This is a genomic window from Labrys sp. Lb11 (assembly GCF_057554225.1).
The window spans coordinates 71,003-87,626 of the sequence record NZ_BAAJOT010000004.1 but is presented as its reverse complement, the minus strand read 5'-3'; the positions used below and the strand labels follow the sequence as shown (position 1 = coordinate 87,626).

At 70.2% G+C, this 16,624-nt stretch carries 17 protein-coding genes and 1 other RNA gene; 9 read left to right on the top strand and 9 right to left on the bottom strand.

From position 1 onward, the window contains the following. From AC27L4_RS14965 to ffs, 7 genes are all read right to left on the bottom strand, one after another. Positions 1–1,050 (bottom strand): methylenetetrahydrofolate reductase, encoded by a 1,050-nt coding sequence (locus tag AC27L4_RS14965; RefSeq protein WP_487143029.1) that lies wholly within the window; start codon positions 1,048–1,050, stop codon positions 1–3. Beyond that, positions 1,050–1,568, bottom strand: a complete 519-nt coding sequence (locus tag AC27L4_RS14960) for a methylenetetrahydrofolate reductase C-terminal domain-containing protein (protein ID WP_487143028.1) — start codon at positions 1,566–1,568, stop codon at positions 1,050–1,052. The genes AC27L4_RS14965 and AC27L4_RS14960 overlap by 1 nt, the downstream gene beginning before the upstream one ends. 38 nt (positions 1,569–1,606) lie before the next feature. Further along, positions 1,607–1,909 (bottom strand): virulence factor, encoded by a 303-nt coding sequence (locus tag AC27L4_RS14955; protein ID WP_487143027.1) that lies wholly within the window; start codon positions 1,907–1,909, stop codon positions 1,607–1,609. 90 nt (positions 1,910–1,999) lie between these two features. Further along, the gene (gene recR, locus AC27L4_RS14950; protein WP_487143026.1) at positions 2,000–2,605 is read right to left on the bottom strand and encodes a recombination mediator RecR; all 606 of its coding nucleotides are present in this window, start codon (positions 2,603–2,605) and stop codon (positions 2,000–2,002) included. Positions 2,606–2,648: 43 nt separating this feature from the next. Beyond that, complete coding sequence (locus AC27L4_RS14945) at positions 2,649–2,972, bottom strand: YbaB/EbfC family nucleoid-associated protein (protein ID WP_487143025.1); 324 nt, start codon at positions 2,970–2,972, stop codon at positions 2,649–2,651. Between the two features lie 209 nt (positions 2,973–3,181). Next, positions 3,182–4,960, bottom strand: a complete 1,779-nt coding sequence (locus tag AC27L4_RS14940; protein WP_487143024.1) for a DNA polymerase III subunit gamma/tau — start codon at positions 4,958–4,960, stop codon at positions 3,182–3,184. 47 nt (positions 4,961–5,007) lie between these two features. After that, an RNA gene (ffs, locus tag AC27L4_RS14935) (signal recognition particle sRNA small type) lies at positions 5,008–5,105 on the bottom strand. A 464-nt stretch (positions 5,106–5,569) separates the two neighbouring features. Here ffs and AC27L4_RS14930 point away from each other — a divergent pair. The 7 genes from AC27L4_RS14930 to AC27L4_RS14900 all read left to right on the top strand — a co-directional run bounded on the left by AC27L4_RS14930 (position 5,570) and on the right by AC27L4_RS14900 (position 12,135). Continuing rightward, entirely contained in the window at positions 5,570–6,616 is a 1,047-nt protein-coding gene (locus tag AC27L4_RS14930; RefSeq protein WP_487143023.1) for a DUF4167 domain-containing protein, read from the top strand. A 65-nt stretch (positions 6,617–6,681) separates the two neighbouring features. Then, entirely contained in the window at positions 6,682–7,170 is a 489-nt protein-coding gene (locus tag AC27L4_RS14925) for a tellurite resistance TerB family protein (protein ID WP_487143022.1), read from the top strand. Continuing rightward, on the top strand, positions 7,167–7,955 hold the full coding sequence (locus AC27L4_RS14920) for an SDR family NAD(P)-dependent oxidoreductase (RefSeq protein ID WP_487143021.1): 789 nt from the start codon (positions 7,167–7,169) through the stop codon (positions 7,953–7,955). Before AC27L4_RS14925 ends, AC27L4_RS14920 begins: the two co-directional genes overlap by 4 nt. Positions 7,956–8,064: 109 nt before the next feature. Then, the gene (locus tag AC27L4_RS14915) at positions 8,065–9,018 is read left to right on the top strand and encodes an acetyl-CoA carboxylase carboxyltransferase subunit alpha (RefSeq protein ID WP_487143020.1); all 954 of its coding nucleotides are present in this window, start codon (positions 8,065–8,067) and stop codon (positions 9,016–9,018) included. Positions 9,019–9,221: 203 nt separating this feature from the next. Next, a complete protein-coding gene (locus tag AC27L4_RS14910) occupies positions 9,222–10,856 on the top strand; it encodes a L,D-transpeptidase family protein (RefSeq protein ID WP_487143019.1) in 1,635 nt (544 codons plus the stop codon). A 14-nt stretch (positions 10,857–10,870) separates the two neighbouring features. Then, complete coding sequence (locus AC27L4_RS14905; protein WP_487143018.1) at positions 10,871–11,296, top strand: VOC family protein; 426 nt, start codon at positions 10,871–10,873, stop codon at positions 11,294–11,296. Positions 11,297–11,367: 71 nt separating this feature from the next. Then, positions 11,368–12,135: a methyltransferase domain-containing protein gene (locus tag AC27L4_RS14900; protein ID WP_487143017.1), complete on the top strand. Its 768-nt coding sequence runs from the start codon at positions 11,368–11,370 to the stop codon at positions 12,133–12,135. A 52-nt stretch (positions 12,136–12,187) separates the two neighbouring features. On the opposite strand, the gene metW is transcribed toward AC27L4_RS14900, so the two are convergent. Together metW and metX are read right to left on the bottom strand one after the other, a co-directional pair. Further along, positions 12,188–12,832 carry a methionine biosynthesis protein MetW gene (gene metW / locus AC27L4_RS14895; protein ID WP_487143810.1) on the bottom strand — a complete coding sequence of 215 codons (645 nt, stop codon included), beginning with the start codon at positions 12,830–12,832 and terminating at the stop codon, positions 12,188–12,190. A gap of 29 nt (positions 12,833–12,861) precedes the next feature. Beyond that, a complete protein-coding gene (gene metX, locus AC27L4_RS14890; protein ID WP_487143016.1) occupies positions 12,862–14,049 on the bottom strand; it encodes a homoserine O-acetyltransferase MetX in 1,188 nt (395 codons plus the stop codon). Between the two features lie 197 nt (positions 14,050–14,246). Between metX and AC27L4_RS14885 the strand changes: the two genes are divergently transcribed. Both AC27L4_RS14885 and AC27L4_RS14880 read left to right on the top strand, forming a co-directional pair. Beyond that, complete coding sequence (locus tag AC27L4_RS14885) at positions 14,247–15,533, top strand: cystathionine gamma-synthase family protein (protein ID WP_487143015.1); 1,287 nt, start codon at positions 14,247–14,249, stop codon at positions 15,531–15,533. 112 nt (positions 15,534–15,645) lie between these two features. After that, complete coding sequence (locus tag AC27L4_RS14880; RefSeq protein WP_487143014.1) at positions 15,646–16,623, top strand: SPFH domain-containing protein; 978 nt, start codon at positions 15,646–15,648, stop codon at positions 16,621–16,623. Position 16,624: the final 1 nt, after the last annotated feature.

The following is a 16,624-nucleotide window of genomic DNA, read 5'->3' as shown; positions in this document are numbered from 1 at the left end:
CTATTGCGCGGCGACCAGCTCCTCGTGCGGTACGGGGCTCGGCTCCATGTCGCGCCGCCAGGGCGCACGGCCGGCGAGCACGCCGGATTCATGCACGATCTCGGAGACGTATTCCTCCTGGCGATAGGCCATCACGTGCACGCCGGCGACGCCCTTGATCTCGCGCACCTGCTGGATGATATCGATGCACAGGCGCTTGCCCTCGGCCTTCTGGTTCTGCGCGCCCTCCAACCGCTTGATCACGGCGTCGGGGATGTGCACGCCGGGCACGTTGGAGCGCATCCACTTGGCGGTCTTGGCCGAGGCCAGCGGACCGACGCCGACCAGGATGAAGCATTTCTCGTGCAGGCCCATGTCGCGCACCCGCGCCATGAAACGCTCGAGGATCGGCACGTCGAAGCAGTACTGCGTCTGGATGAACTGGGCGCCGGCGGCGATCTTCTTGGCCAGGTTGACCGGCCGGAACTCGTGTGGCGGTACGAAGGGATTGGCCGCGGCGCCCAGGAACATCGGCGGCGGCGTGGTGATCTTGCGCCCCGAGAGGAAGCGCTTCTCGTCGCGCATGGTGCGGATGGTCTGCAGCAGCGAGGTCGAATCGAGGTCGAAGACCGGCTTGGCCTCGGGATGGTCGCCGCACTGCACGCCGTCGCCCGACAGGCACAGCACGTTGCACACGCCCAGCGCCGCGGCGCCGAGCACGTTGCCCTGGATGGCGATGCGGTTGTAGTCGCGGCAGGAGATCTGGAACACCGGCGAATAGCCGACGCGCGTCAGCAGGGCGCAGATCGCCACCGAGGACATGTGGCAATGGGCGCCGGAGCCGTCGGTGGCGTTGATGGCGTCGACCCAGCCCTCGAACGGCCTGACGCGGTCGTAGACATCCTCGGGGTCGGCGCTGTCGGGCGGGTTGAGCTCGGCGGTCACCGCGAACTCGCCGCGGCGCAGCACGCGCTCGAGCCGGCCCCGGGAGGTGTGGCCCGGCAGTTCGGGCAGGGGGGCCGCCGGATGGGGCCCGAAATCGGCGGGGTGGGGCAGGCGGATATCGCTCATCACGCAACCTTTGCCGGCGTGGCGGATTTCTCGCGGGCGACGGCCAGCCAGGAGGAGCGGCCCTTCAGGCGATGGTCGACGGGCGGCTGCGGCTGGCCGATCGCCGCGCCGCCGGCCATGCTGCGCGAGCCCTCATAGGCCTTGACCCAGACGCAGGGCATCTCGGCGTAGACCTCGCAATTGCCGTTGGCGCGCACGCCGCCGCAGGGGCCGTTGCGCAGGCCCTTCGGGCAGTTCATCGGGCAGGACATGCCGGTGGAGGAGAGGGCGCACTGGCCGCACATCTTGCAGTCGAACAGGCTGCCCTTGACCAGCTTCTCGACCGAGGCGACCGGCTTCTCCAGCCGCTCCCAGCCGATGCGGGCGAACAGCGGCGCCAGGCGCACCAGCGTGCGCTCCACCAGCGCATAGAGCATCTCCATGCCGCGCGCGTGGCGGATCGCCCAGAAGCGCAGGGCGAAGCGCCGGCCGTCGCGCGGCGGCCTGGACGTGGGTTCGAAGGCCGCAGGCGTGCGCATGGAGCTCCTCCGGTCGGATGCGGAGCCTGCGCCGACGGTCAGGCTGGCTCGCGTCCGCCATTCTTGGCGAGGGCGACGAGACGGTCCTTGTCGTAATCCGCCTCGATCTTCGCAACCACCGCCGCGACCGCGGCTTCGAGGTCGGGACCGCAGGGCTCCGGCGCGCCGCGGCGCCATTCGGCCAGGTAGTCGTCGGTGGCGGCGGCGCCTGAACGCATCGCCGCCATGTCGATGGCCTCGGTGAAGCGCAGCGGCAGCTCGCGCTTGGCCGCGGTGCGGCCCTCCTTGGCGGTGACCTGCGCGGGGATGTCGCGCCAGTAGGTGATGACGATGCTGGCCAAGGCCGCCTCCTCAGAGTCTCGAATGTCGTCGGGTCGGCTCGTCGGGTCTTTTCGCCGTCCGGCGCGCCGCCGCATCGTGCCAAGTTCCCCTCAGAACGGCGTGCGGCTGCGGATCGCGGCGGCCAGGGTGCCTTCGTCGAGATAGTCGAGCTCGCCTCCGACCGGCACGCCATGCGCCAGTTTCGTCACCTTGACGCCGGTCGGCGCCAGGAGGTCGGTGACGTAGTGGGCGGTGGTCTGGCCGTCGACCGTGGCGTTGAGGGCGAGCACCACCTCGGTGACGTCGCCCTCGGCGATGCGGGCGACCAGCCGGTCGAGGTTGAGATCGCCGGGGCCGACGCCGTCGAGCGGCGACAGCGTGCCGCCGAGCACGTGGTAGCGGGCATTGGCGACATGGGCCCGCTCCAGGGCCCAGAGGTCGGCCACGTCCTCGACCACGATCAGCAGCGAGGCCTCGCGGCGCGGATCGCTGCACACGGTGCAGGGGTCGGCGGTGTCGACATTGCCGCAGGTGCCGCAGACGGTGACGCGATCGCAAGCGATGCGGATGGCGTCGGCCAGCGGGCTCATCAGCTGCTCGCGCTTCTTGATCAGCGTCAGGGCGGCGCGCCGGGCCGAGCGCGGTCCGAGCCCGGGCAGGCGAGCCAGCAGCTGGATCAGGCGCTCGATCTCCGGGCCGGCGACGGCAGAGGGCATGACGGGCCTCGCTTCGGACTTCGCCGCCTTCCGGCCGGCGCTCTCAGAACGGCAGCTTCATGCCCGGCGGCAGCGGCAGGCCGGCGGTCAGGGCGCCCATCTTCTCCTGCATCAGGCGCTCGCCCCGGCCCTTGGCGTCGTTGTGGGCGGCGAGGATGAGATCCTCCAGGATCTCCTTCTCCTCCTCCTTCATCAGCGAGGCGTCGATCGACAGGCCCTTCATCTCGCCCTTGGCGCTGAGGCGGACCTTGACCAGGCCGCCGCCCGACACGCCTTCCACCTCGGTGCGCTCGAGCTCCTCCTGCAGCGCCTGCATCTTCGACTGCATGGCCTGCACCTGCCGCATCATTCCCAACATGTCGGCCATGGCCACCTCCTGAATGCCGTCCCGGATATGCCGATCCGCCGTGGAACCGACGGCCTCGCCGGCGCGAGACGCCGCACCCCTACCTAATGAGTGATTCGTGGTTTGGCCACGACAGATGTCCCGTCCCGGCCCGGCGGGAGCAGAACGCGCCGGACTCCGAAGGCGGCCCGCGGGACGCGCCGCCGATTCGCCGAGCCGCCCGGCCGCGCTCAGATGTCGTCGGAGCCGTAGTCGGGATCGTCGAGGTCGCTGCCGTCGTCCAGCGCCTCGTCCGGCGCGGCGGCGACCACGGGCAGCGAGACAGGGGCGTTGTCGCGGACGTCGACGATCTCGGCGCCGGGAAAGCGCTCGAGCACGGCGCGGACCAGCGGATCGGCGCGCACGCCGGTGAGCACCTCGGCCTGCCGCGCCTCGGCCTGCTCGCGCAGGGTCGGCTCGCCCTTTTCGGACGAGACCACCACCAGCCAGCGCCGGTTGGTCCAGTCCTGCAGCTTGCGGGCGAGGTCGTTGACCAGGGTCTGCGGCGCGCCGGGATCGAGGGCGAGGTCGATGCGGCCGTCCTCGAAGGCGACGAGACGCACGAAGCGCTCCAGCGCCAGCTTCAGCGGCAGGTCGCGCTTCTCGCTGGCCAGCGCCACCATCTCGGCGAAGGAGGCGAGAGCCCGGATCGGCTCGGCCTGAGCGGCGACGGGCAGGGGCGCGGGGCGGGGGGCGGCGTTGGTCGCGGCCAGCACGGCTCGCGGCGCGCCACCGCCGCCGGGGGTCGGAGGCGGCGGGGCGACGGGCGTCCCGGCCGTGCGGCCGCCGCCCAGGACCAGCTGGCGAATCAGGTCGTCGGGGGTCGGCAGGTCGGCCGCATAGCACAGGCGCACCAGCACCATGTCGGCGGCAGCGAGCGGCTTGGGCGCGGCCTGGACCTCGGCGATGCCCTTGAGCAGCATCTGCCACAGGCGCGTCAGCACCTTCATCGACAGGTCCGCGACGAAGCCGCCGGCGCGCTGGCGCTCGGTCTCGGTGACGGACGGGTCCTTGCCGGCCTCGGGGGTGATCTTCAGCCGGGTGACGAAATGGGTGAACTCGGCCAGCTCCGACAGCACGATCGCCGGATCGGCGCCCTGATCGTACTGGGCGCGCATCTCGGCGAGGGCGGCAGCGGCGTCGCCGCGCATCACCGCCTCGAACAGGTCGATGATACGGGCTCGGTCGGCGAGGCCGAGCATGGCCCGCACGCCCTCGGCGTCGACATGGCCGCCGGCATGGGCGATGGCCTGGTCGAGCAGCGACAGCGAATCGCGCACCGAGCCCTCGGCGGCGCGGGCGACCATGGCCAGAGCCTCGGGCTCGATGGTCACGCCCTCGCGCTCGCAGATCGAGGCGAGGTGGCGGGTCAGCAGCCCGGCGTCGACGCGGCGCAGGTCGAAACGCTGGCAACGCGATAGGATGGTGATGGGGACCTTGCGGATCTCCGTCGTCGCGAAGACGAACTTCACGTGCGGCGGCGGTTCCTCCAGCGTCTTGAGCAGGGCGTTGAAGGCCTGGTTCGTCACCATGTGGACCTCGTCCATGATGAGAACCTTGAAGCGGGCCGACACCGGCGCATAGCGCACTGAATCGGTGATCTCGCGGATGTCGGCGACGCCGTTGTGCGAGGCGGCGTCGAGCTCCAGCACGTCGATATGGCGGCTTTCGATGATCGCCTGGCAATGGCGACCGAGGCGCGGCATGACGATGGTCGGCTTGCCGCCGCCTTCCTCCGGCTCGTAGTTGAGACCGCGGGCGAGGATGCGCGCCGTGGTGGTCTTGCCGACGCCGCGAACGCCGGTCAGCATGTAGGCTTGGTGGATGCGGCCGGTCTCGAACGCGTTCGAGAGGGTGCGCACCATGGCCTCCTGGCCGATCAGGTCGTCGAAGGTCTGGGGCCGGTATTTGCGGGCGAGGACGCGATAGGGCTCGGCGGCCCCCGTCGACGCCGGCTTCGCGTCTTCCATGGAAACGGGCCCTTTGACGGGGTGCGGCGCGAGGCGGCGAAACTGTGAGTAGGAGGCTGGACGAAGACCCGCAGCGGTCTCGTTAGGGCTGCTTCCTTCCGGATCTGACCCGGTTGGCGAGTGTTGCGTCCACCGCCAACCTCCCGGCGCCTATATGGCGCATGGCCGCGGCGATGACAAGACGGTCGCCGTCGCTTCGGGCAAATCATGGCGTGCGCCGCTGCTTTTCGTCGCATTTCCCCGGTTGAAAGCCGAAAAACCCCTTGGACTTTGCTGCGTGAACGATTATTTAGGTGGCAGAAATCGTTCGGGCTGGCGCCAGAATTGGCGAGCCGGCTTTGAGGCGCGGGGGCAACGCGCCGCGAGTCGATAGCGAGCGAAGCGCTCGTTCGTCCTGACGAGAGAGACGTCCATTCCGGTCCGCAAGAGCCAAGGTGGCGATCTGCCGGCATGGTGCGGTGCGCAAGGCGCAGGCGGAGCATGTTTTCGTCGACGCGTGCGGCGTCCGTCGCCGGCACGCGTCGGGCGGTAGCTCTGCGGCGCGGCTCGATGGCGCACGGTTGAAAGCGGAGAACGAGATCTTCCATGAGGCAAGGACAGCAAAAGCGCATGCGCGGCCGCAATCGCAACGGCGGCGGCGGCGGTGGCGGCAAGGGGCCGAACCCCCTGAGCCGGGCCTACGAGTCGAACGGTCCGGACGTCAAGGTGCGCGGCACGGCGGCCCACATCGCGGAAAAATACGTGCAGCTGGCGCGGGATGCGCAGTCCTCCGGCGATCCGATCCTCGCCGAATCCTATCTGCAGCACGCCGAGCACTATTTCCGCATCATCGCGGCGGCCCAGCCCCAGTTCAACGGCCAGCCCGCCATGGGCTACGGCCTCGACGAGGACGATGACGGCGAGGACGGGGATTTCGACGGGCCGATCCCCTCGATGCCGCAGATCGGCATGGCCGGCTCCCACCAGCCGGGCAATGACGAGCAGCCGCGCTTCAATCCGCGCGAGCGCAATTTCGGCGAGCGGCCGGCCTATAACGACCGCCAGCCCTACGGCGAACGCCAGGGCTATGGCGAGCGCGGCGAGGGCGAGCGGTTCCGCAACGACCGCTACCAGAACGATCGCGGCCCGCGGCCGGAGCGCTACCAGGACCGCCAGCAGGAGCGGGCCTTCGACGGCCCGCCCAACGGCGGACGCGGCGAGGCCGGCGAGGGAGAGCGGCCGCAGTTCCAGCCGCGCGGCAATCGCCGCGAGCGTTTCCGGGACCGGCAGTTCCAGGACCGCGGCCCGTCCGAGCGCGGCAATGGCGAGCGCCAGCCCTACCAGGATCGCGCTTTCCAGCCGCAGCCGGTGGTGCCGCTCGACCAGCCCCAGCCGGACCTGGCGGACGACCGCGCCCTCTCGGCGCTGCCGTCCTTCATCACCGGCGCGCCGGCGGCGCCTGTTCCGGCGCCGGCCGCCGCTCCGGCACCCGCGCCCGCCCCGGCGCCGGTGGCCGCCGAAGCTCCGGCTGCGCCGGCGGAACCCGCTCCCGCGGCGGAGGCCGCCCCGGCCGAGGGTGAAGGCGAGGTTCGCCCGCTGCGGGCTCGCCGCCGCCGTGCTGCGCCGAAGAAGAGCGCCGCGGAAGCCACAGACGCCGGCGAAGTGTCGGCGGAGTGATCCGGGGCGGTAGGCACGCCGCCTGAAAATGGTTAGATGGCGGCGCACCATGTGAGCCGCCATCGATGCTCGACCGCCTGCAGAGACTGATCCGCGCCCTCTCTCCGGAGGGGGCGGCCAAGCCCAAGCTCGTCTTCGACGCGAACGACCATCGGCTCGCGGCGGCCGGCCTCCTGGTGCACGCGATGAACAGCGACGGCGTGCAGAGCCGGGCCGAGCGCCAGCGCCTCGAGGCGTTGCTGCGCGAGCGCTATGAGCTGGACGAGGGCGAGACCCGGACGCTGATCGCCGCGGCGGACGCGCATGACAAGCAGGCGATCGACTTCAACGCCTTCACCGACGTGGTCAAGCGTGCCTACAACGCGGCGGGCCGCGAGCGCATGGTCGAGATGATGTGGGACGTCGCCTTCGCCGACGGGGCCTTGCACGAGTTCGAGGACAATATGGTCTGGCGCGTTGCCGAGATCCTCGGCGTGCCGCCGAAGCAGCGCGTGGCGATTCGCGCCAGGGTAGCGGCGGCGCGCGGCGTCGACATTTCCGGGATCGTCGAGTGACACGTCCGGTCGCGCTGGTCACCGGCGCGTCCGGCGGCATCGGCGAGGCGATCGCCCATGTGCTGGCGGCACAGGGCGAGGATCTCGTGCTGGTGGCGCGTTCGGAGGAGGGACTGCGGCGCGTCGCCGCAGCGATCGGCGCCGCGACCGGACGGGCCGTGACGGTCCTGCCGCTCGACCTGGAGCGCCGCGACGCCGCCGACATCCTTCGCGACCGGCTGGCGTTGGAGGGCCTCGTCGTCCGCCATCTCGTCAACAATGCCGGCTACGGCCTTTGCGCCGACGTGGCCGACCTGCCACGGACCGGGCAGCTCGGCATGATCGACCTCAACTGCCGGGCGCTGACCGACCTCACCGCGACGTTCCTGCCCCAGATCCTGGCATCCGGCGGCGGGGTGCTCAACGTCGCCTCCGTCGCAGGCTTCGTGCCCGGGCCGGGCATGGCGGGCTACTACGCCACCAAGGCCTATGTGGTGTCGCTGACGCGGGCGCTGGCCTTCGAGCTGCGCGACCGCGGCGTGCGGGTCTCGGCCCTGTGCCCCGGACCGACGCCGACCAATTTCGGCAAGCGTGCCGGCTATCGCGGCTCGCGCGCCATGGCGCTGACCCATCCGCTCGACCCGATGGTGGTGGCGCGTGCCGGGGTCGCCGGCTATCGGGCCGGCAAGGTCGTCGTGGTGCCGGGCTGGCGCAACAAGCTGATCGTGGCGCTGCTGGCGGTGCTGCCGTTCTCGCTGATCCTGCCGATGCTGGCCAGGGCCCAGCGCCAGCGGCGGGTCCGCTGAGCGCCCGGCCGCCAGGCCCAGCCCGGCGCCTTCCTTGACACCGCCTTGCCGAAACCCCAGTTTCCCGCCCGATTTTCCGATCTCCCCCACCTGCCCCCCCTGGAGTTTCATGCGCAGCTATCTCGACTTCGAAAAGCCTGTGGCCGAACTCGAGGCCAAGGTGGAGGAACTGCGCGCCATGGCAGCGACCGGCGACGCCGTCTCGATCGGCGACGAGATCCAGCGGCTGGAGGCCAAAGCGAACGAGGCCCTGCGCGTGCTCTACGGTCAGCTCACGCCCTGGCAGAAGGCCCAGGTCGCCCGCCATGCCCAGCGTCCGCACGCCACCGAGTTCATCGCCGGCCTGATCGAGGACTTCGCGCCCCTGGCCGGCGACCGCAAGTTCGGCGACGACGAGGCGATCATCGGCGGCCTCGGGCGGTTCCGCGGCCAGCCGATCTGCGTGCTCGGCCACGAGAAGGGCTCGGACACCGACAGCCGCCTGCGCCACAATTTCGGCATGGCCAAGCCGGAGGGCTACCGCAAGGCGGTGCGGCTGATGGAGCTCGCCGACCGCTTCGGGCTGCCCGTGGTGTCGTTCGTCGACACGGCGGGCGCTTATCCCGGCATCGGTGCGGAGGAGCGTGGCCAGGCCGAGGCGATCGCCCGCTCCACCGAGGCCTGCCTGGCGCTCGGCGTGCCGAACGTGGCGGTCATCATCGGCGAGGGCGGCTCGGGCGGGGCGATCGCGGTCGCGGCGACCAACCGGGTGCTGATGCTGGAGCATGCGATCTATTCGGTGATCTCGCCGGAAGGCGCGGCCTCGATCCTGTGGCGCGACACGTCCAAGGCGCAGGACGCGGCCACCAACATGAAGATCACCGCGGCCGACCTCCTGAAGTTCGGCGTGATCGACGCCATCGTGCCCGAGCCGGTCGGCGGCGCCCACCGCGACCCCGGCGCGGCGATCAAGGCGACGGGCGACGCGGTCGAGGCGGCGCTGCAGGACTTTGCCGGCCAGTCCGCCGACGCGATCCGGCGAGCGCGGCAGGACAAGTTCCTGGCGATCGGGCGGAACCTCTGAGATCCTGATTCGAAGGCCGGCCCTTGGGGACGACGCTCCCGGCCGGGCTTTGACATCGAGCAGCGTTCGGGCCATTAAGGGCGCGTTAAGGGTTCATTTACCTATCGGAAGCACGTTCCCCCTGCCCGCTGCTTGCGGTAAGGTCTCGATAAGTTTAACGGTTTATCGCTTGCGTGACTGGATACCGACGGAATCGCGCGCTCATGTTGCTTGATCGCTTCTCTTTTCGCAGACTCGCCGTCGCTGCCGCCGCCGCGTCCGTCGTGGCGGCCTGCAGCGACTCGGGCAACTCGAACATGCGGGCCTTCACGCCGATCCCGCAGCAGCTGCAGGCCGAGATGAAGGCCAAGGGGATGACGCGCTCGGATCCTATCCTGGTGCGCATCTACAAGAAGGAAGCCGAGCTCGAGATCTGGAAGAAGACGAACGGCGGCAGCTACGCGCTGCTGAAGACCTATCCGATCTGCCGCTGGTCGGGCCAGCTCGGCCCCAAGAAGGTCGAGGGCGACCGGCAGGTGCCGGAGGGTTTCTATGCCGTCTCCTCGGGCCAGATGAACCCGAGGTCGCAATACTACCTGTCGTTCGACATCGGCTATCCCAACAATTTCGATCGCACGCTCGGCCGGGCCGGCGGCGACATCATGGTGCACGGCGCCTGCTCGTCGCGCGGCTGCTTCGCCATGACCAACGAGCAGATGGGCGAGATCTACGCCGTGGCGCGCGAGGCACTGGCCGGCGGCCAGCCCGGTTTCCAGATCCAGTCCTACCCCTTCCGCATGACGGCCGAGAACATGGTCCGCTACCGGCGGAACCCGAACTACGGCTTCTGGCAGAACCTCAAGGAAGGGGCCGACAATTTCGAGGTGACGAAGCAGCCCGTGCAGGTTGCCGCCTGCCGCGGCCGTTACGTCTTCAACGGCCAGGGCGGCCAGGCCTGCGGCATCGCCGCGGGCGCGCCGAGCGTGGTGGCGGCCGTCGCCGACAAGCAGCGGCGCGACGCGGCGCAGATGGCCTCGCTCGAGTCCTCCGTCCCTGCGGTGAACACCATCTATGACGATGGCGGTTCCAACCGGATCTTCTCGGCGCTGAAGGTCAACACGCGGGCGATCCCCGGCCGTGACCGGCCCTATTCCTCGGTGCCGCATCCGGTCGAGGTCGCCCTCAACGACAAGGGCGTGCCGGCCACCGAGGCCGACGACAAGGCTGCGCGCCGCGCCACCTATTCGGCGGCCGAGACGCTGCTGATGGCCGAGGCCAACCTTGCCCGCCGCCCGGTCGGTCCGCAGAAGCCGGATGCCATCGCCAAGCGCCAGCAGACGGTCTATGCGCGGCTGATGGGCAACGAGCTTCAGCCCGAGGCGCCCAAGCCCGTGGCCGTGCCGAAGGAGACGGTCGTCGCGGCCGCCGAAGCGCCGGCAACGACCAGCTCGGTCACGCCGGCTGCGCCCGCCGAGGAGCAGCCCTTCTATGCCCGCCTGCTCGGCTTTGCCAGCACCGGCGAGCCGGCCAAGCCCGCCACGGCACCGTTGACGGCGCCGGTGCAGGCTTCCGCCGCGGCGATGCCGACCCCGGGCGGCGTCACCACCGTGCCCGCGAATCAGCCGGCGGAGCAGCCGTTCTACCAGCGCTGGCTCGGGCTCGGCGGCGACGAGCCCGCGCCCGCCGCAGCCCCGGCGCCTGCCGCGGCCATGGAGCTGCCGCAGGCTCCGGACAGTGCCGTGCCCGTGCCGCCGTCCCGGCCGAAGAAGTCCCATGCCCGTGCCCTGCCGCCGGTGATGCTGGACGGCACCCAACAGGCCCTGCCCAAAGGGGGCAACGCCTACGCACCGGTCAACTGAAGACCGGTGCGGGCATGGACCAGCGCTTCAGCCTGATCACGCTGGGCGTTCGTGACCTCGCCGCGTCGCGAGCCTTCTATCGGCGGCTCGGCTGGGTCGAATCGTCCGCCTCGAACGAAAGCGTCGCCTTCTTCCAGATCGGCGGCATGGCCCTGGCGCTGTTCGGCTGGGATGCGCTGGCCGAGGATGCCGGCCTGCCGGCCGGCGGCAGCGGCTTTCGCGGCGTCTCGCTCGCCATCAACGCCCGCTCGCGCGAGGAGGCCGACCGTTTCCACGATGAGATGGTCGCGGCCGGCGCCACGCCGGTCAAGCCGATGCAGGATGTGTTCTGGGGCGGCTATTCCGGCTATGTCGCGGATCCGGACGGACACCTGATCGAGATCGCCCACAACCCCTTCTGGCAGATCGACGCCACCGGTTCGGTGATCCTGCCGGCGTAAGCGGCGGGAGGGGCGGCCATTTCGGGCGGAGCCGAACGCATCGCCTGTTCGCGGGCAGGTCCTGGAACGCCATGTCGCTCGACGTCATCGACCTGCGCAACTTCTACAACCTGCCGCTGGGCGGGATCGTCCGCCGCCTGATCGGCATGAAGATCCGGGCGCGCTGGCCGGATGTGCGCGAGATGCGCCTGGCCGGCCTCGGTTTCGCCACCCCCTACCTGCCGATGTTCCGCGAGGAGGCCGAGCGGGTGCTGGCGCTGATGCCGGCGACGCAGGGCGTGCTGGAATGGCCGCCGGGCGGCCCTTTCGCCGCCGCGCTGGTCGAGGAGACGGAGCTGCCTCTACCCGACGGCTCGATCGACCGGGTTCTGGCGATCCACGCGTTGGAGGAGGCCGAATCCGCTCTCGACGCCCTGCGGGAGATCTGGCGCGTGCTGGCCCCGGGCGGGACCGTCATCGTCGTCGCGCCCAACCGGCGCGGCGTGTGGGCGCGGGTGGACTCGACGCCCTTCGGCTATGGCCGGCCGTTCTCGCGCTCGCAGCTGACCCAGCTGCTGCGCGATGCCCTGTTCTCGCCGATCAGCTGGGCCGAGGCGCTCTACATGCCGCCGAGCCATCGCGGCTGGGCGCTGCGTTCGGCCATGATGTGGGAGCGGCTGGGCGCCCGCCTCGCCCTGCCATTCCCCGGCGTGCACATCGTCGAGGCTTCCAAGCAGGTGTTCCGGCCGGTGCCGATCCGCGCCCGCCGCGTGGCGGCGCCGCGCTTCCGCCCGGTGCTGCTGCCGAGCCCGGCCGGCCGCCTGGCCGAGCCCGGCATCCCCGCCGACGGCCGCCCGTAGCCTCGTCCGGCTTTTCCGCTGCCCGGTGCATCGCCGCGCCTTGCCGATATCCTCAGCGCCGGCGCAGCAGGAAGATCGCCTGTTCGCCGAACAGGTTCCAGAACCACCACGGCGCCTGCACCTGCACCGGCTTGCCCGACAGGCTCAGCGCCTCGGCCCGCTCGATCACCGCGTCGACCGCCCGCGCCAGCTCGACAAAGTCGCGGATGGTGCAGAAATGGATGTTGGGCGTGTCGTACCACTCGTAGGGCAGGTTGTCGGTGCGCGGCATGCGTCCGCGCAGCAGGAGCTGGCCGCGGATGCGCCAATGGCCGAAATTCGGAAAGGAGACGACGGCGCGCCGGCCGATGCGCAGCATGTTCTCCAGCACCAGGCGCGGGTTGCGGGTGGCCTGCAGCGTCTGGGACAGGACGACGTAGTCGAAGGCGTCGTCGGGATATTGGTCGAGATCGCTGTCGGCGTCGCCCTGGATCACCGCCAGGCCGCGTCCGACCGCGGCGTTGACGCCGGCCTGGCTGAGTTCGATGCCGCGGCCGTCGACGTTGCGCGTGGCCGCCAGCAGCGCCAGCAATTGTCCGTCATTGCAGCCGACATCGAGCACGCGCGAGCCGGGGGCGACCATGTCGCGCACCTTCAGCCAGTCGAGGCGGGCGCCGTCGAGCGCGGCTCCGTCGACGTCGGTGACCGTCGCCGCCATCGTCAGGTTGCCGCGCGGGCGGATGGTGGTCATGGCAGGCCCCGCTCGCGCGCGGCCGCGCCGACGAAGCCGCGCGTCGTGGCGAACAGCTCGGGGATATCGAGCAGGAAGGCGTCGTGGCCCTTGTCGGTGTCGATCTCGACGAAGGAGACGCGGGCGCCGGCCGCGTTGAGGCTATGGACGATCTGGCGGGAGTCGGAAGTCGGGAACAGCCAGTCGGAGGTGAAGGAGGCCACGCAGAAGCGCGTCCGGGTGCCGCGGAACGCATGGGCCAGCACGCCGCCATGGTCGTCCGCAAGGTCGAAGTAATCCATGGCCCGGGTCACGTAGAGATAGGAATTGGCATCGAACCGGTCGACGAAGCTGAGGCCCTGGTGGCGCAGATAGCTCTCGATCTGGAAGTCGGCGTCGAAGGTGAAGGTGCGCGCCGCCCGGTCCTGCAGGTTGCGGCCGAACTTGCGCTGCAGCGCACCTTCCGACAGGTAGGTGATGTGCGCGGCCATCCGCGCCACGGCCAGGCCCTTGGAGGGGCGCGTGCCGTCCTCCAGGTAGCGGCCGGCGCGCCAGTCGGGGTCCGCCATGATCGCCTGGCGGCCGACCTCGTGGAAAGCGATGTTCTGGGCCGAATGCTTGGCGGCGGTGGCGACCGCGATGGCCGAGAACACGCGCTCAGGATAGGAGGCGGCCCATTCCAGCACCAGCATGCCGCCCATCGAGCCGCCGATGACGCAGAACAGGCTGTCGATGCCGAGATGGTCGAGCAGCATCACCTGCGCCCGCACCATGTCGGCGACCGTCACCACGGGAAAGTCGAGCCCCCAGGGCTTGCCCGTGGCCGGATTGGTCGAGGCCGGTCCGGTCGAGCCCATGCAGCTGCCGATGACATTGGGGCAGATGACGAAGAAACGGTCGGTGTCGATCGGCTTGCCCGGGCCGACCATGGTGTCCCACCAGCCGGCGCGGCCGGTGACGGGATGCACGGTGGCCACATGCTGATCGCCGGTGAGGGCATGGCAGACCAGCACGGCGTTGGACTTCTGCGGGTTGAGCGTGCCGACCGTGGTGTAGGCGATGCGCAGCGGCTTCAGCTCCAGGGCGCTGTCGAGCTTCAGCGGCCGGTCCGGGCCGAAATCGACGACCAGGCTGTCGTCGGGGTCGTCGGCCTGCTTGCGGGCCATTTCCGGAAAGCTGGCGCGAAGCTGCTCGCCTTCGGACATCCCCATTCGCCCCCTTGCCCGATCCGGACGACATCGTTCGATTTGCCGAACGTTTCGTTCGTCGGGACACTAGTCGGGCGACGGCGCGAGCGCAACGGCCAAGAGCGCGGACCGATCGGCCAGCTTTTCCTTGATGCGGACCGAAACCTGGCCGAACCTGCGGGCGTTGCGCCCAAGTCCATGGCGAGGATCGTCCAATGACTGCTCCGCGGCCTTCCAAGACCCATATCGGCAACCATCCGCTCCATCCCGAAACCCTGATGCTGAGCTACGGCTTCGACCCGCAACTGTCGGAGGGGGCGGTCAAGCCGCCGGTGTTCCTGACCTCGACCTTCGTGTTCAAGTCGGCGGAGGAGGGGCGGGACTTCTTCGACTACGTCTCCGGCCGGCGCGAGCCGCCCAAGGGGGCCGGCGCGGGCCTGGTCTATTCGCGCTTCAACCATCCCAACAGCGAAATCGTCGAGGACCGGCTGGCCATGTACGAGGGGGCCGAGGCCTGTGCGCTGTTCTCCTCCGGCATGTCGGCGATCGCCACGACGCTGCTCGCCTTCGCCCGGCCCGGCGATGCCATCCTGCATTCCCAGCCGCTCTATGGCGGCACGGAGACGCTGCTGACGCGCACCTTCGCCAATCTCGGCGTTGCCGCGGTCGGCTTTGCCGACGGCGTCGACCCGGCCGGCGTGCGTGCCGCCGCGGCCGAGGCGGAGCGCCGCGGGCGCGTGTCGCTCATCCTGGTCGAGACGCCGGCCAATCCGACCAACACCCTGGTCGACATCGCGCTGATGCGGCAGGTCGCCGACGAGATCGGCGTGCGCCAGGGGCACCGGCCGGTGGTGGCCTGCGACAACACCCTGCTCGGCCCGGTGTTCCAGCATCCGCTGCAGCACGGAGCCGACATCTCGCTCTATTCGCTGACCAAATATGTCGGCGGTCATTCCGACCTGATCGCCGGCGCGGCCATGGCGGGGCGTGGCGTCGCCAAGCCGATCAAGGCGCTGCGCGGCGCCATCGGCACCCAGCTCGACCCGCATTCCTGCTGGATGCTCGGGCGCTCGCTGGAGACGCTGGCCATCCGCATGCAACGGGCCGACGACAATGCCCGCGTCGTCGCCGGATTCCTGCGCGATCATCCCAGGGTGGAGAGGGTGCACTACCTGCCGTTCCTCCCCGAGGACACGCCGGCCGGCCGGGTGTTCCGGAGCCAGAGCCTGGGAGCGGGCTCGACCTTCTCCTTCGACATCCGTGGCGGCGAGGCGGCCGCCTTCGCCTTCCTCAATGCGCTGGAGATCATCAAGCTGGCGGTGAGCCTCGGCGGCACAGAGTCGCTGGCAAGCCACCCGGCGGCGATGACCCATTCGGGCGTGCCGGCCGACGTGCGGGCGCGCATCGGCATCCTGGAGACCACGATCCGCCTCTCCATCGGCATTGAGCACCCGGACGACCTCGTCGCCGACCTCGCCCAGGCCCTGGCGGCGGCGGGATAGGGGCCTCGGCCCGTCGCGGCGCGTTTGCCCGGCCGATTCGCGTCTTGGCGCTTGCTCCGGCGGGGCGCCGCGTCCACAGTCCGGCTCGACTCATGAGGGGAGGGGGGCCGACATGATCGGCGCGAACATTGTCATCGTCGTCGTCGCGGTCCTGGTGGTGCTGGTGCTGCTCCTCGGCATCAAGACGGTGCCGCAAGGTTACAGCTACACCGTCGAGCGGTTCCGCAAATACACCGGCACGCTCAAGCCGGGCCTCAACCTGATCGTGCCGCTCCTCGACCGGATCGGCGCCCGGATGAACATGATGGAGCAGGTGCTCGATGTGCCGCGCCAGGAGGTCATCACCAAGGACAATGCCAGCGTCGCCGTCGATGCCGTCGCCTTCTTCCAGGTGATCGACGCGGCCAAGGCGGCCTATGAGGTCTCGAACCTCAACAGCGCCATCCTCAACCTGGTGATGACCAATATCCGCACCGTCATGGGCTCGATGGACCTCGACCAGCTCCTGTCGCATCGCGACGACATCAATGTGCGGCTGCTCACCGTGGTCGACGCCGCCTCGACCAGCTGGGGCGTCAAGATCACCCGCGTCGAGATCAAGGACATCGTGCCGCCGGCCGACCTGATCGCCGCCATGGGCCGGCAGATGAAGGCCGAGCGCGAGAAGCGCGCCGTGGTGCTGGAGGCCGAAGGCCTGCGCCAGTCCGAAATCCTCAAGGCCGAGGGCCAGAAGCAGGCGCAGGTGCTGGAGGCCGAGGGCCGCAAGGAGGCGGCGTTCCGCGACGCGGAGGCGCGCGAGCGCCTGGCCCAGGCCGAGGCCGCCGCCACGCTGGTGGTGTCGGAGGCCATCGCCAAGGGCGACATGGCGGCGCTCAACTACTTCATCGCCGACAAATATGTGAAGGCGATGCAGAGCCTGGCCTCGGCGCCCAACCAGAAGGTGGTGGTGCTGCCGATGGAGGCGACGGCGCTGATCGGCTCGCTGGCCGGCATCGGGGAGATCGCCAAGGGCGCCTTCGCCGAGACGGCGGCGGCGCAGGCGCGCCGGACCGGGGGCGGCGTGCCGCGCGTCGAGCCGCGCGGCGAGTGAC